General features: G+C 70.1%; 10 protein-coding genes and 1 pseudogene. 8 read left to right on the top strand and 3 right to left on the bottom strand.

Annotated features, from left to right (window positions below):
* Window positions 1-51: 51 nt before the first annotated feature.
* Window positions 52-2409 (top strand): [protein-PII] uridylyltransferase, encoded by a 2358-nt coding sequence (locus J4030_RS13510; protein ID WP_208049751.1) that lies wholly within the window; start codon window positions 52-54, stop codon window positions 2407-2409.
* Window positions 2410-2443: 34 nt separating this feature from the next.
* On the opposite strand, the pseudogene J4030_RS18050 reads toward J4030_RS13510, so the two are convergent.
* A pseudogene (locus J4030_RS18050) lies at window positions 2444-2569 on the bottom strand (VOC family protein); the annotation flags it as partial.
* A 134-nt stretch (window positions 2570-2703) separates the two neighbouring features.
* Between J4030_RS18050 and J4030_RS13505 the strand changes: the two are divergent.
* Complete coding sequence (locus J4030_RS13505; RefSeq protein WP_208049750.1) at window positions 2704-4596, top strand: adenylyl cyclase; 1893 nt, start codon at window positions 2704-2706, stop codon at window positions 4594-4596.
* 47 nt (window positions 4597-4643) lie between these two features.
* Window positions 4644-6239 (top strand): signal recognition particle protein, encoded by a 1596-nt coding sequence (gene ffh, locus J4030_RS13500; RefSeq protein ID WP_208049749.1) that lies wholly within the window; start codon window positions 4644-4646, stop codon window positions 6237-6239.
* Window positions 6240-6257: 18 nt separating this feature from the next.
* Here ffh and J4030_RS13495 read toward each other — a convergent pair whose 3' ends face one another.
* Complete coding sequence (locus J4030_RS13495; RefSeq protein ID WP_208049748.1) at window positions 6258-6533, bottom strand: hypothetical protein; 276 nt, start codon at window positions 6531-6533, stop codon at window positions 6258-6260.
* Between the two features lie 197 nt (window positions 6534-6730).
* Between J4030_RS13495 and J4030_RS13490 the strand changes: the two genes are divergently transcribed.
* Both J4030_RS13490 and J4030_RS13485 read left to right on the top strand, forming a co-directional pair.
* On the top strand, window positions 6731-7636 hold the full coding sequence (locus J4030_RS13490; RefSeq protein ID WP_208049747.1) for an NlpC/P60 family protein: 906 nt from the start codon (window positions 6731-6733) through the stop codon (window positions 7634-7636).
* Between the two features lie 41 nt (window positions 7637-7677).
* The gene (locus J4030_RS13485; protein WP_208049746.1) at window positions 7678-8583 is read left to right on the top strand and encodes a hypothetical protein; all 906 of its coding nucleotides are present in this window, start codon (window positions 7678-7680) and stop codon (window positions 8581-8583) included.
* 9 nt (window positions 8584-8592) lie between these two features.
* Here the strand turns inward: J4030_RS13485 and J4030_RS13480 are convergent, their stop codons facing one another.
* Entirely contained in the window at window positions 8593-9471 is an 879-nt protein-coding gene (locus J4030_RS13480) for a serine hydrolase (RefSeq protein WP_208049745.1), read from the bottom strand.
* Between the two features lie 132 nt (window positions 9472-9603).
* Between J4030_RS13480 and J4030_RS13475 the strand changes: the two genes are divergently transcribed.
* The 3 genes from J4030_RS13475 (at window position 9604) to J4030_RS13465 (ending at window position 15108) form a co-directional block, all read left to right on the top strand.
* The gene (locus J4030_RS13475) at window positions 9604-10698 is read left to right on the top strand and encodes an amidohydrolase family protein (RefSeq protein ID WP_208049744.1); all 1095 of its coding nucleotides are present in this window, start codon (window positions 9604-9606) and stop codon (window positions 10696-10698) included.
* The gene (locus J4030_RS13470; RefSeq protein ID WP_208049743.1) at window positions 10695-11675 is read left to right on the top strand and encodes a GNAT family N-acetyltransferase; all 981 of its coding nucleotides are present in this window, start codon (window positions 10695-10697) and stop codon (window positions 11673-11675) included. The genes J4030_RS13475 and J4030_RS13470 overlap by 4 nt, the downstream gene beginning before the upstream one ends.
* A gap of 88 nt (window positions 11676-11763) precedes the next feature.
* A complete protein-coding gene (locus J4030_RS13465) occupies window positions 11764-15108 on the top strand; it encodes a glucodextranase DOMON-like domain-containing protein (RefSeq protein ID WP_208049742.1) in 3345 nt (1114 codons plus the stop codon).
* Window positions 15109-15119: the final 11 nt, after the last annotated feature.

Below are 15119 nucleotides of genomic sequence, written 5' to 3'. Positions count from 1 at the left end.
CGTGAACGCGCCTCGCGGGCAACGCCGTACGTCGACGAAGGGGAGACGACCATGGGAACCGTCCCGGTGGACCACACGGGCAAGCGACTGGACCTCGCGGGCACCCGCGACTTCACCCGGCCCGGAGCCGGCGAGCAGCGGCGTGCCCGCCTCGCGGCGTACGGCCGCAGCTGGCTCGGCGATCTGTGGGACGAGGCGGTCGCATCGATGCGCGGCGTTCACGACCAGGGGGTCGCGCTCGCGGCCGTCGGGAGCCTGGCCCGCGGGGACGGTGGTCCGCTGAGCGACTACGACCTGGTGCTGGTGCATGACGGGCGGTCGATGAGCTCGTCGGACGTGACGGCGCTCGCGGACCGCATCTGGTACCCGGTCTGGGACGCCGGGGTGCGGCTGGACCACAGCGTGCGGACGTTGGGGGAGTGCCGCACGGTCGCGTCGGCGGACCTGTCGGCGGCGGTCGGGATGCTCGATCTGAACTGGGTCGCGGGCGATCCGGTGGTCGTCTCGGGGATCCGCGCGAGCATCGCGCACGACTGGCGCGGCAACGCCCGCAAGCGGCTGCCCGAGCTGCGCGAGAGTCTCGAGGCGCGCCACCAGCGGCACGGCGATCTCACCACCTCGGTCGAACCGGACCTGAAGGAGGCGCGCGGCGGGCTGCGGGACATGACCATCCTGCGGTCGCTGACCGCGGCCTGGCTGGCGGATCGGCCACACGGCGACGTGGATGCCGCGTACGGACGGCTGCTCGACATCCGGGACGCGCTGCACGTGGTCACCGGGCGCGGCCGGGACCGACTGGGCCGCGAGGATCAGGACGGTGTGGCGGCGCTGCTCGGCCACCTGGACCAGGACGCGCTGCTCACCGAGGTGGTCGAGTGCGCGCGGTCGATCAACTTCGCTCTCGACGGCACCTTCCGCCGGGCCGCGCAGAGTCAGCGGGCCCGCACCCTGCGCGTCGGACCTCGTCGACCCGTGCTCTACCCGCTCGGGTACGGCCTCTACGAGCACGACGGCGAGGTCGTGCTCGGACCCGGTCTCTCACCTCGTGGCGACTCGCTGTTGACGCTGCGCGCCGCCGCGGTGTCCGCGCGGCGACGGCTGCCGCTCGCACCGGCCACTGTCGCCAACCTGACCCGCGATCTGGTCGAGCCCACCCGCCCGTGGACCCCGGAGATCCGGGACGCCTTCGTCGACCTGCTCGCAGCCGGGCCGGGTCTGCGTCAGGTCTGGGAGAGCCTGGACCTCGCCGGCGCCGTCGCGCTGTGGGTGCCGGAGTGGAAGGCCGTCCGCAGCCGCCCGCAGCGCAACGCGGTGCACCGGCACACCGTGGACCGGCACCTCATCGAGACGGTGGTGGAGGCCTCGCAGTCCCGCGCGGAGGTCGATCGGCCCGACCTGCTGCTCGTGGTCGCTCTGCTGCACGACATCGGCAAGATCGCCGGCGTGCACGACCACGCGGTCGAAGGAGCGCCCGTCGCGGCCAACATCGCGCGGCGGATGGGTTTCGTCGGCGACGACGTCGACGTGATCGAGTTGCTCGTGCGCGAGCACCTCACGCTCGTCGACCTGGCCACCCGGCGCGACGCCCAGGACCCGGCGACGGTCCGGGCGCTCGTCGACGCGGTCGAGGGACGTCGCGACATCCTCGACCAGCTCGCCGTGCTCACCGAGGCCGACGCCATCGCCGCCGGCCCCAAGGCCTGGACGACGTGGCGGGCCGGCCTCGTCGCCGAACTGGTGCGGCACACCCGGGCGCAGCTCGGCGAACACCACATCGTGCCGGCCGAACCGGCCGATGCCACAGCGCTGCTCGGCCCGGACGCGGTCGACGACGTGGCCATGGGCATCGCGTACGTCCATGTGGTCCCGACCGCGCGAGGCGCGTCCATCCAGATCGCCGACCGCGACCGGCTGGGCCTGTTCGCAGACACCGTAGGCCTCCTGGCGGCCACGGGTGTGGTGGTGCGCACCGCGCGGGTGCGCACCGCCGACGGTGTCGCCGTCAATACCTGGGAGGTGGAATGCCCGATCGGCGACCTGCCGAACCCCCAGGACGTCTCCCGCGGGCTGGGCCTGCTCGCGGCCGGGGACCGGGGGCCGCTGCGCGCTCTCGAGCGCCGACGCCGTACGCCGGTGCCGGACGCGCCGGGCACCCGCGCCACGGTCATCCCGGGAGGTTCGGCGGACGCCACCGTGATCGAGGTGCGTTCCGCGGACCGACCCGGGCTGCTGCGCGACATCGGCATGACGTTCGCCAAGTGTGGGCTCGCCGTCCGCTCGGCGCACGTCGCGACCTACGCCGGGCAGAGCCTGGACACCTTCTACGTCACCGCTGCCGGCGGTCGCCCCGTGGAGCCGCCGGGCGTCGCGCAGGTGATCGCGGCCCTGATCGACGCCTGCGACAACTGACCGCGGTCAGCTCCGCGGCAGTTCCTGTGCCAGCGATCTCGTTCGGCATCGTGGGCTCGGATTCGATCGCTGCGGGGTGCAGGTATTCGAAGAGCTCGAGGCGACCGGTCCCGTCCGGCGTCTGCAGCATGGCGATCCTCGCGTGATTACCGGCGGGGCCGAACATCCCGATGCGCTCAGATCGCCGCGCGGGCCGAACCCCGGATGTACAGTCCGAATTCCAGGCCTAGATAGGGGACCAACGTGATTTCCAGTGCTGCCGGCCGTACGTCGACCACCGTCCACTCCCGTTCCATGCGACGCACCCTGACGCGTGCCGCCGCCATCGCCGCCTCCGCGGCGGTCGCGACCGCCGGTGCCGTCGGTGCCGCGGCTGCCGCGCCCGTTCACTTCGGCCACGCCGGACCGCCCGCCAGCGCGAGCCTCCTGGGCCCGAACGTCGTCGTCTTCGACCCGAGCATGTCGACTGCGGAGATCCAGGCGAAGGTCGACGCGATCGCCAACCAGCAGGTCACCAACCAGTTCGGCACCCAGCGGTACGCGCTGCTCTTCAAGCCGGGCACCTACGGCAGCGTCGCCGACCCGCTGAAGTTCCAGGTCGGCTTCTACACCGAGGTCGCGGGGCTGGGCCAGAACCCCGACGACGTCACGATCAACGGGTCGGTCGACGTCTACAACCAGAGCGACGGCACCGCCCTCGACAACTTCTGGCGCTCGGTGTCCAACCTGCACATCGCGGTCACCGGGTCGGGCGGGAACGGGAGCACCAACGGCTGCTACGCCAACACCGAGTTCTGGGCGGTGTCGCAGGCGGCCCCGATGCGCCGGATCGACATCACCGGAAACACGACGTTCATGGACTACTGCACCGGGCCGTCGTTCGCCAGCGGTGGTTTCGTGGCCGATACGTCCTTCGGAGCCGCCACGCCGATCAACGGCAGCCAGCAGCAGTTCTACGTGCGCAACAGCTCGATGGGCGGCTGGAGCAACGGCGTCTGGAACCAGGTGTTCTCCGGCGACGTCGGCGCCCCGCCCCAGAGCTTCGGCACCAAGAACCCGGACGGCACGGCCGCGGCGCCGTACACCACCCTGGACACGACACCGGTCTCCCGGGAGAAGCCGTACCTGTACGTCGACGCGCGCGGCACGTACCGCGTGTTCGTCCCGTCGGCGCAGAGCAACTCCAAGGGCACCACCTGGCAGGGCGGCCAGACCCCCGGCCGCTCCCTGCCGCTCAGCAGTTTCTACGTCGCGAAGCCCAGCGACTCGATCGGCAAGATCAACTCGGCACTGGCGCAGGGCAGGAACCTGCTGCTCACGCCGGGTGTCTACAACACAACCCGGTCGATCGACGTCAAGCGCGCCAATACCGTGGTGCTCGGTCTCGGCCTGGCGACCATCGAGCCGGACGCGGGCAACATCGGCATGACGACGGCCGACGTGCCGGGCATCGACGTCGCCGGCATCATCTTCGACGCCGGCGCGAAGCGGTCTTCCGCGTTGCTGCGGGTCGGCACCGACCACGCCGGTCGCGGTCACGGCAACCCGCACGCGTCGAGCGCGGCCGACCCGACCGCGTTGCAGGACGTCTTCTTCAGGGTCGGAGGCGCCCACGTGGGGCGGGTCGTCGACGGCCTCGTCGTCAACAGCGATCACACGATCCTCGACGACATCTGGTCCTGGCGCGCGGACCACGGCCAGAACCCGGGTGACGTGGGCTGGACGGTGAACACCGCCGACAACGGCGTGGTCGTGAACGGCGACGATGTCACCGCCACCGGACTGTTCGCCGAGCACTACCAGAAGTACAACGTCCTCTGGAACGGCGAACGCGGCGAAACCATCTTCTTCCAGAACGAGCTCCCCTACGACGCGCCGAACCAGGCCGCGTGGAGCCAGAACGGCGAGCCCGGCTACCCGGGCTACAAGGTCGCGAACTCGGTACGCACCCACGCGGCCTACGGTCTGGGCAGTTACATCTACACCAACGTGAACCCGTCGCTGCACGCGGCGAACGGTTTCGAGGTGCCGAACACGGCCGGGGTGGCGATGCACGACATGGTCACCATCTCGCTCAACAAGGCCGGGACGATCGACCACGTGGTCGACGGGGTCGGTGCACCGGTCACCCCGACCTTCCAGGGACCGAGCGACGTCACCTTCTATTCGAACGGCACGACGTACTGACGCGGGTGATGCCGGGCGCACCCCGAGCGGCCCATAAACTGTAGGGCGTGTTCAACACTCTCTCGGACCGGTTGACGGCCACCTTCAAGAACATCAAGGGCAAGGGGCGGCTCAGCGAATCCGACATCAACGCGACGATCCGGGACATCCGGATGGCGCTGCTCGATGCGGACGTCGCGACGACGGTGGTGCGCCACTTCACCTCGCGGGTGCGCGAGCGTGCGCTCGGCGCCGAGGTCAGCAGGGCGCTGAACCCCGGCCAGCAGGTCGTGAAGATCGTCAACGAGGAACTCGTGGAGATCCTCGGCGGTCAGACCCGCCCGTTGACGCTCGCGAAGCGACCGCCGACCGTGATCATGCTCGCCGGACTGCAGGGCTCCGGTAAGACGACGTTCGCGGGCAAGCTCGCGCGCCGGCTGCGCGACGAGGGCCACTTCCCGGTGCTCGTCGCGGCCGACCTGCAGCGCCCCAACGCCGTCACCCAGCTCGAGGTCGTGGCGGAACGAGCCGGGGTGCCCTGCTTCGCACCCGAACGCGGCAACGAGGGCGGGGCCGCCCAGGGCGCCGAGGGCACGGCGTCGTACGGCGACCCGGTGTGGGTCGCGCAGGCCGGAGTCGGGCAGGCGAGGGTGCGTCAGTACGACGTGGTCATCGTCGACACCGCCGGCCGCCTCGCGGTCGACGAGGCGTTGATGAAGCAGGCGGCCGACATCCGCGAGGCGATCCAGCCCGACGAGGTCCTCTTCGTCATCGACGCGATGATCGGTCAGGCCGCGATCGAGACGGCGCTGGCGTTCCAGCAGGGCGTCGACTTCACCGGTGTCGTGCTGTCCAAGCTCGACGGCGACGCCCGCGGTGGCGCGGCGCTGTCGGTGGCCTCGGTCACCGGTCGCCCGATCATGTACTCCTCCACGGGCGAGGGTGTGAAGGACATCGAGGTCTTCCACCCCGACCGGATGGCCTCGCGCATCCTCGACATGGGCGACGTCCTCACCCTCATCGAGCAGGCCGAGCGCGCGTTCGACCAGCGGCAGTCCGCCGAGATGGCCCGCAAGTTCATGGACGAGGAGGACTTCACCTTCGAAGACTTCCTCGAGCAGATGAACGCCATCAAGAAGATGGGCAACATCAAGGCGCTCATGGGGATGATGCCCGGCATGTCGGGCATGCGCGACCAGTTGAACAGCCTCGACGAGCGGGAGTTCGTCCGCGTCGAGGCGATGGTGCAGTCGATGACCAAGTTCGAGCGCACCCACCCCAAGGCGATCAACGGCTCGCGTCGGTCCCGGATCGCCGGCGGTTCCGGCACGACGGTGTCCGAGGTCAACCAATTGCTGGAGCGCTTCACGCAGGCGCAGAAGATGATGCGCCAGATGCGCCGCGGCGGGGGTATGCCGGGGATGCCCGGCATGGGCGGGATGCCGGGCGGCGGCGGGGCGAAGCGCGGCAAGCAGCAGGTCAAGAAGAAGGGCAAGAGCGGCAACCCGGCCAAGCGTGCGCAGCAGGAGCAGGCCGCACTGGCCAAGGCTTCGGACGCCCGCGAGCGGTCCTTCGGCAACGCGTTCGGCGCGGGAGCCGAGGAGCCCGCCGAGGACGTGAAGCTGCCGAAGGGCTTCGAGAAGTTCCTCGGCCAGAAGGACTGAGCAGCCTCCCGATTCGCGTCAGCTGTCGCCCTCAGCGCCTGCGAGGATCGGGCGCGGGTCGAATGTGACGCGGATCTTCGCGATGCGGCCGCCCTCGATCCGCATCCAGTTGACCCGTCGGTGTGGGCCGCGCGTCGGCGGTGCCGAGTGATCCGCGGAAGGTCGCCTCGTCGGCCAGCGCGCCGCGAAGGCGGTCGACTCCCCGTGCTGCCCCTGAGCGACCTTCCCCAGGTAGTACCCGTTGTCAGGTACGGCGTCGATGGTCACGATGGACAACAGCACGTGATGCCGCACGCCCGCACGCCGCTCGGCTGCGCGCAGCGTGACTTATTCGATTTCTTCGCTCGATAGGGAACTCCTCGCCCCCCGGTCCCGTCAGAGCATTGCTCCACACATTTCCGTCGCGTGATTGCGCGCAGCGAATCCGAGCGGAATGCCGGGGCGACATCGAAGGACGGAAGAGCCGCCCTCGTTCTTGAAAAGGAAGAGCAATGAGCACCGTCACCAAGAAGATGATTCACGGCACCACCGCGCTCGCGCTGAGCAGCGGCATCGCGGTCGGCGGAGTCGTGGCATTCGGCTCCGGAGCCGCCCATGCCTCGACCCGTAACGGCTCCGTCTGCCACGTCTACGGATCGGCCGACAAGATCCAGACCGCCATCGTCGACACGGCGTGCGCCGAGCTGAAGAAGGGCACGAAGTACTCGTGGAACGGCGGTCACCACACGAAGCCGGGCAAGTCCACCGGCTCGGTCTACAACGAGGGTGGCGAGTACTACGACGACACCCACAAGGTCGGATTCGACTGCTCCGGACTTGTGCGGTGGGCCGTCTACCAGGGCACCGGCCGTGACATCGGTGCGGGCGCGTACACCGGTGTGGAGGGAAAAGCGTTGCGGCAGCACGGATGGAAGAAGATCTCCCGCGCCACGCAGCCCGGTGACGTCGTGGTGTACCCCGGCCACACCGTGATCTACATCGGGGCTGGCAAGGTCGTGCAGGCCGAGGGCGACGTGGCCGGTCTGACGACCCAGCGGCTGTCCACCGAGAGCGAGCCCGTCACCGGCATCTACCGGTACGCCGGCACGGGCAGCACGCCGCCGTCCACTCCGACGCCGCCGGCGAAGCACCACCCGAAGAAGGTCTACAAGAACGTCTGGGCGCAGGCGCCGTCCTACACCCGGGCATCCGATGGCCGGAAGGTCGGTGTGCTGCACACCGGTCGCAATTACTTCTTCTGCCAGGCCAAGGGCTCCGAAGTGCATTTCGACGGCTACCGCAACAACTGGTGGCTGAAGACCGACGACGACTCGGGCAACGCGAATGTCTGGATCAATGCCACACACGTGAGCGGTGGTGCGAACGACGCCCGGATCCCCGGCGTCCGCACCTGCTGAGCCCTTCGAACCCTCATGCATTTCCGAAAGGGAAGATGATCATGAAGAATTCCAGAATGGTGACACGGTCGGTGGTGGCGTTGGGCGTGTCCGGCGTTGCGGTGACCGGGATGGCGACGGGTGCGGTCGCTGTCGGCCACCACCCCGCAGCGGCCTCAGCGAGCGCCCAGATCTGCACGCGGCACGCGGGCGACGCGGACCTCGCACGGAAGGTGTCGGGCCACTTCCACGGCGCGCGCCTCGGCGACTCGGTCGACGCCCAGCAGATCGCCTGCGCCCGGGCCATCGTCGCGGGCACGAAGTCGATCGGGCTGCCCCGGCGAGCGGCGTACATCGCACTGATGACCGCGATCGCCGAGAGCACGCTGCACAACCACAAGGGCGGCGCCGACGACAGTGTCGGACTCTTCCAGCAGCGACCGTCGCAGGGCTGGGGGAGCGTGGCGCAGTGCCGCACGCCGGAGCACGCCACGCGCACCTTCCTGCGGCACATGCTGGCGGACTACCCGCACGGCGGTTGGAGACACACCGACGCCGCGAAGGTGGCGCAACGGGTGCAGATCTCGGCGTACCCCTCGGCGTACACCGGCGAGAGTTCTCCGGCCAAGGTGCTGGTCGACGCGATCTGGAGCGGCAGGACCCCGCCCCCGTCCACGCCGCCGGCGCCGCCGAAGAAGCACCGCCCGACGAAGGTCTACAAGAACGTGTGGGCGCAGGCGTCGTCGTACACGAAGCCGTCGGGAGGGAGGAAGGTCGGTGTGCTGCACACCGGTCGTAACTACTTCTTCTGCCAGGCGAAGGGCTCCGAGGTGCATTACGACGGTTACCGCAACGGCTGGTGGCTGAAGACCGACGACGACTCGGGCAACGCGAACGTGTGGGTCAACGCCACCCACGTGAGCGGTGGCGCGAACGACGCCCGGATCCCCGGCGTACCGACCTGCTGAACGGACAGCTCAGTGGCCGAGGTGGGTGTAGAGCACCGCAGCGGCCTTCGTGATCAACGCTCGGCCCGCTGCGTCACTGGCGTTGCGGGTCGAGAGGATCGCCGCGGCGTAGTCGCGGCCGGGGCCCTGCACGTGGCCGATCGAGTTGTCGTGCCACAGGCCGGGGTTGTAGGGCAGCCAGCCGTTCTTGACCTGCACCTTCACACCCTTCACGCCCTGGGGAAGGGTGCCGATCCCGAAACTCTGGCCGGGGTCGACCCGTCCCATCAGGTCGAAGATGTATGCCCGGTCCGCCGCCTGCAGGAACGGGTGCCCGTAGGCCAGTGCCCGGACCAGCAGCACCTGGTCGGTCGCTGTGGTGGTCGTGAGGCCCCACCGGACGTTCGGGCGAGTGTTCTTCATTCCCAAAGCGTTCGCGACCCGTTGCGCCGCCGGCGCGCCTCCGCCGCGGCGGTAGAGCTCGGTCGCCGCGTTGTTGTCGCTCTCGGTGATCATGTCCTCGGCCAGATCGCGATCAGTCGCGGTCAACGACCCTCCCGCGACGCGTCGGGTGTGCGCGACGCTGGCGAGGATCAGCACCTTCACGATGCTTGCGCAGATGTTGGTGAGCGTCGGGTGGTAGCTGAAGGTCGCGCCGGTACTCCGGTCGTAGGCGGCTGCGCTGACGTCGGCGGCGCGGGTCCCGAGGGCGGCATCCATCGCGCGGGCGAGGATGCTCGCGTCGACCCGTCCGCCGCTGCGGGAGGACATCGGCTGCGTGCTCCTCGAACCGGGCGCAGCGGCGTTCAGGTCGCCACCGTGTTTGAAGGGATGCCACGTGACCAGTCCCGCCAGCGCAGCCGCTCCACCCCCCACCACGAGTCGGCGCCGAACGTAGACGTCTCCCATGCTCGGGAAGCTTAGGGGGACAACGGCTCTCGTAAGGCCGGGCGCGCCGGACCGGCTCGTGGCGTGCGTCACGGCCGATAGCGGTCGCGGTGGTCGTGGGACACGACGCGCCGGCGAACTAGGGTCGGGTCCATGACGCAGACCGCCCCGATCCTGCACGTCCGTGGCGCCGTGCTCACCGGCCCGCACGAAGTGCGGGAGGAGATGTGGGTCGTCGACGGCACGGTCACCTTCACCCGCCCGACTCGTTCCGACGATGTGCAGAGCGTGGACGGATTCGTGCTGCCCGGCCTGGTCGACGCGCACTGTCACGTCGGGCTGGAGGCGCAGGGCGGGGTGGATCCCGAGCGGGCCGAGGAGCACGCGGTCGCGGAGCGTACGGCGGGGGCGCTGCTGTTGCGCGACGCGGGATCCCCGGTCGACACGCACTGGATGGACGAGCGCGAGGATCTGCCGCGGATCATCCGGGCGGGTCGGCACATCGCCCGCACCAAGCGATACATCCGCAACTTCGCGCACGAGATCGAGCCGGAGGACCTGGTCGCCTACGTGCGTCAGGAAGCTCGCCGTGGCGACGGATGGGTAAAGCTCGTCGGCGACTGGATCGACCGGGATCGTGGTGACCTCGCACCGTGTTGGCCACGCGAGGCGCTCGCCGCCGCCATCGCCGCTGCCCATGAGGAGGGCGCGCGGGTGACCGCGCACTGCTTCGGCGAGGAGTCCCTGCTCGACTTCGCGGCGGCCGGGACCGACTGCATCGAGCACGCGTCCGGGTTGCAGCAGGACAGCATCGACCTGTTCGCCAGGCAGGGCATCGCGATCGTGCCCACCCTCATCAACATCGAGAACTTCCCGAAGTTCGCCGAGGCCGGAGAGGCCAAGTTCCCGGCGTACGGCACCCACATGCGCGACCTCTACGCGCGTCGGCACGCCACGATCGCGGCGGCGCACGAGGCGGGTATCTCCATCTACGTGGGCACCGACGCCGGAGGGCAGCTGCCGCACGGACTGGTGGCGCGCGAGGTGGCCGAGCTCGTCCAGGTGGGGATGACCCCGCTGGAGGCCCTGAACGCCGCCACGTGGGGTGCGCGCGCGTGGCTCGGCCGTCCTGGTCTCGAAGAGGGCGAGAGCGCGGACTTCGTGGTCTATCAGGACGATCCGCGATCCGACGTACGAGTGCTCGGTACGCCCGAGAAGGTCGTTCTGCGGGGAAGAGCGGTGCTGTGAATCGAGCCCGCCCACCGCGTTCCCTGCTCGCACGGGGCGACCGGGTCTGGGTCCGCACCGTCGTGCACGACGACCTCGCCGGTTACCAGCGCGCCGTGCGCGGATCGTGGGACCGCATCGGGGCGTGGAACCCGGTCTCCGCCGTCGACCTGGAGTGGCACCTCGGACGCCAGAGCACCGAGCACCGCACCTTCCTGATCCATGCGACCGAACCGACGGACGAGCACGACATCGTCGGAAAGGTTAACGTCAGCAACGTCGTTCGCGGTCGGTTCCAGAACGGCACCATGGGGTACGACGCCTACGACCCGTACGCCGGGCGCGGCCTGTTCGCCGAGGGGCTGCGCCTGGTGGTGGATCTGGCCTTCGCCGGTGAGGGCCGGGGGATGAACCTGCACCGTGTCGAGGCCAACGTGCGCCCCGGCAACACCCGCTCGGCCGGGGTGCTTCGGTCGCTCGGCTTCCGACGCGAGGGGCACGTCCGCTCCATGCTGCTGCTGGAGTCCGGCGACGAACCCGCGCAGTGGCGCGACCACGACGCGTACGCCGTGCACCGGGGAGAGTGGCCGGCGACGCCGTACGCCGCGCATCGTCCCGCCCGGATGGCGTTGCTGGTCGACGGGATTCGCGGGGCCGGTCCAGCGGAGCCCGCGAGGCTGGCGGCCGCCGTCGCCGCCGAGCTCGGCCTGCCGCTCTTCCCGCGCGGCTTGGTGCCGGACGAGGCCATCTGGGGGCTGCTTGCCGCGTCGCCGGTCGGCGGCGTCGTCGAGGGCGCCTGGTCGCCCGAGGCCGCGGCGTCCGTGCACGAAGGGCTGGAGCGCGCCGGGTTCGACCCGGCGATCGTGCCCCGGATGAGCGATGACGGACGGTTCGACGACGACGGGACCGACGCTCCGGCCCCGGTCGACGCGTCAGCGCCTCTTCAGCCGGGCGACGTGATCCGGCTGGCCCTGCGCGTGCGCGCCGCTTTCGCCTGACGCGTCTTGCCGCGCGCTGTCGCCGTCAGGGTCTACCTTGGGCGTCGTACGTGATCCAGATCACACCACGAACCACATGGAGCCAGCCATGTCCTCTTTGTCCTCGCCGCCCTCCCGGTCCCGGATCGTCCGCCGCGCTGCCGTCGGACTCACCTCGGCCGCCCTTGCGTTCGGCACCGCCTACGTCGGTGCGCCGGCACGTGCCGCGACCCCGGGCGCGGCATCCGACGGTCCGGGCGCCGCGAGCTACCAGGCCCAGTCCCGCAAGGACTGCGTGGGCACGGCCCGCAACCGGACCTCGAAGGTCTGGTACACCGTCGCGAACGGCGTGCTGTCCGACGTCTTCGCGCCCACCGTCGACGCCACCAATGTGAAGACGATGCAGTACATCGTGAGCGACGGGAGCTCCTTCACGGACCTGCAGACCCGTGACACCACCTACACCGTGCGCTCCGACGCGAGCGGGATGGCATGCACCGTCACCTCGACGGCGAAGAGCGGCAAGTATCGGCTGGTGACGACGTATGTCACTGACCCCGCACGCGATTCGGTCGTGACACACACCCAGTACCAGCCGCTCACCGCGGCTGCCGCGGCCTACAAGATCTACGTCCGGCTCGATGCGAACGCCGGCGGCAACGGCGGTGGCGGCGCCTCCAACGCCGGCGCGGACACCGCGGTGACCGACACCTCCAGCGGGCACCCGGTGCCGGTCAGCTACGACACCAGCACGACGAGCCAGGCGACCGGCCGGTCCTACGCCGTGCCGTCCTTCCTCGCCCTGACGGGCGACCGGGCGTTCACCCAGGTGAGCAGCGGTTTCGTCGGCGCGGGGAGCGACGGGCTGACCCAGCTGGACGCCACCCACACGCTCAGCCCGACCTACGCCTCGGCAGCCGACGGCAACGTCGAGCAGACCGCCCAGGTCGCTCCCGACGCGCACGGGTCGTTCACCCTGGCGCTCGGCTTCGGCACCACCCAGGCGTCCGCGGTGTCCACCGCGTCGACGTCCGCGCACACGTCGTTCGCGAGCACCGCCGCGAGCTACACGGCGGGCTGGACGGCGTACGACCGCGGCCTGCGCAGGGTGGACCGGTTGCGCGGCGGGTGGCACAGCAATCCGACTGCCGTGCGCGACTACTACCAGTCGGCCAACGTGGTGAAGGCGTCCGAGGACAAGACCTTCCCGGGCGCGATCGTGGCCGGCATCGACAAGCCGTGGGGGCAGTCGACTCCCGCCAACGACCCGAACAACCTGTTCACCACCAGCTACTGGGAAGTCTTCCCGCGCGACCTCTACGAGGCGTTCACAGCGCTGCTCGTCGACGGCGACCGTGCCACTGCGCAGGACACCGCGCGCTTCCTGCTCACCAAGAGCCAGCTGCCCGACGGGTCGCAACCGCGCAACTCGCTGCTCAACGGAGTGAAGGCGCCCGACTCGTTCAACACCCAGCCGGACGAGACCGCCTACCCGCTGCTGATGGCGTGGCAGTCCGGCCTCGCGGGGGACAAGACGCTCTACCCGCATGTGCGCGCCGAGGCCGACTACCTGGTGGCCAACGGCCCGAGCTACGGCGTCGAGCGGTGGGAGGAGCAGACCGGTTACTCGCCCTCGACCATCGCCGCCGAGATCGCGGGCCTGGTCGCCGCGGCGTCCATCGCCCGCACCCAGGGAGACGCGACCCGTGCCCGGATCTGGCTCGCGACCGCCGACTCCTGGCAGCGCAGCATCAAGAAGTGGGGCGTGACCACGACGGGGGCACTCTCGTCGTCGCCGTACTTCATCCGACTGTCCAAGACGGGTGACCCGAACGCCGCCATCAGCTACAACGTGGGCAACGGCGGCCCGACCCTGGACCAGCGCAGCGTGATGGACCTGGGCTTCCTGGAGTACGTCCGGCTCGGCATGCTCCCGGCGAACGACGCCACCGTCGCGAACAGCCTCACCGTCGCGGACAAGGTGCTGCGCAAGGACACCGCGTCCGGTCCGGGATGGCTGCGGTACAACGGCGACGGGTACGGCGACTGTGCTGTCCCGTCCTCCAGCAGCTGCACGGTCGCCGGCGCGCCCTGGACCAACGGCAACATCGGCACGGGTCACCCGTGGCCGGTGCTCGGCGCCGAACGCGCCCAGCAGGAGCTCGCCACCGGTGACCGGTCCGGCGCCCTGAAGCTGCTCTCGACCATCAACGCGATGAACTCAGGCCCGGGCCTGGTGCCCGAACAGGTCTGGGACTACCCGTCACTCGCGGCATCGCCGTACGGCAGCAACCCCGCGACCGCGTCCATCGGCTTCGTGAACGGCAAACCCGACGGGTCGGCGTCGCCGCTGACCTGGGGCGCCGGTGCGCAGGTGCGCCTGACCGCGGACCTGGCGGCGGGCAGGAGCCTGGAGCAGCCGAGCATCACCGTCGACCGCTACGTCACCCACCACCAGCAGACGACTCCGCTCACGGTGACGGCTCCGGCCGACGGCTCGGCCGTGGGCAAGACCGTCACGGTGAGCGGGCGGGCGGCGCCCGGTGCGACCGTCGACATCTCGGTGTCGGCCGCGGACGCCTCCAACGCGACGATCGTCCGCACCGTGCACGTCGGCGCGTGGGGCACGTTCTCGGTGGCCGTCCCCGTCCGCGGTGGCACCGACGTCATCGCGGTGAGCAGCACGGCGGTGAGCGGCGGCACGGCCCAGGTCGTACGCCGCGTGGTGAGCGACGTCGTCGACGGCACCCTGCTCTACTCCGTGACGGACCCGACCGGGGACGACAACGGGCCGGGCAACTACGCCTACCCGACTGCTTCGGACTTCCACCCCGGCGCGTTCGACCTGACTCGTTTCGAGGTCTACGACACCGGATCCACCGTCACCTTCCGTGTGCAGACGCGTGACCTGACCGCCACCTTCGGGCAACCCAACGGGGCCCAGCTGGTCGACGTCTACGTGCACAACCCCACGGCAGCCGTCGCGGTGACGAACCCGTCGTACCCCGGCATGAACTACCAGATCGCCGACGCGGCCAAGTGGAGTCGACTGATCGAGGTGCAGGGCTTCTCCGGCAGCAAGTTCGTCGGGCCGAACGGCACCTCGGCGGGTGCGCTGACCACCTCGGCGAACTCCGTCTCGCGCTACATCACCTTCACGGTGGACAAGACGGCGCTCGGCGGGACACCGGACGCCGGCTGGGGATTCACGGTCGCACTGACCGGCCAGGACGGCACCCACGGGACCGACCAGACGCGCGCGTTCGCCGCGACACCGCAGCCGTACGCGTTCGGGGTGTGCGCCACGGCGTCCACCTCGCCGGCGTGCAGCGCGGACCCGGCATCGGTGCCGAAGGTGCTCGACACGATCACGCCGGCGGGCACCACCCAGGCGGGCGAGCTCGACTACACCGCTCACAACCCGGTCACCCTGACCGACGTCGTCATCCCGTAGTCCCCACCCCG

This window comes from Allobranchiibius sp. CTAmp26, from assembly GCF_017565405.1.
In the GTDB taxonomy this organism is placed as follows: domain Bacteria; phylum Actinomycetota; class Actinomycetes; order Actinomycetales; family Dermatophilaceae; genus Allobranchiibius.
Note: the sequence above shows the minus strand (reverse complement) of the source record. Positions and strands in the feature narration are given on the sequence as shown.

Coding starts and splice junctions, on each gene's coding strand:
- J4030_RS13510 (WP_208049751.1), top strand. CDS start 52: ATGGGAACCGTCCCGGTGGACCACACGGGCAAGCGACTGGACCTCGCG.
- J4030_RS13505 (WP_208049750.1), top strand. CDS start 2,704: ATGCGACGCACCCTGACGCGTGCCGCCGCCATCGCCGCCTCCGCGGCG.
- J4030_RS13490 (WP_208049747.1), top strand. CDS start 6,731: ATGAGCACCGTCACCAAGAAGATGATTCACGGCACCACCGCGCTCGCG.
- J4030_RS13485 (WP_208049746.1), top strand. CDS start 7,678: ATGAAGAATTCCAGAATGGTGACACGGTCGGTGGTGGCGTTGGGCGTG.
- J4030_RS13480 (WP_208049745.1), bottom strand. CDS start 9,471: ATGGGAGACGTCTACGTTCGGCGCCGACTCGTGGTGGGGGGTGGAGCG.
- J4030_RS13475 (WP_208049744.1), top strand. CDS start 9,604: ATGACGCAGACCGCCCCGATCCTGCACGTCCGTGGCGCCGTGCTCACC.
- J4030_RS13465 (WP_208049742.1), top strand. CDS start 11,764: ATGTCCTCTTTGTCCTCGCCGCCCTCCCGGTCCCGGATCGTCCGCCGC.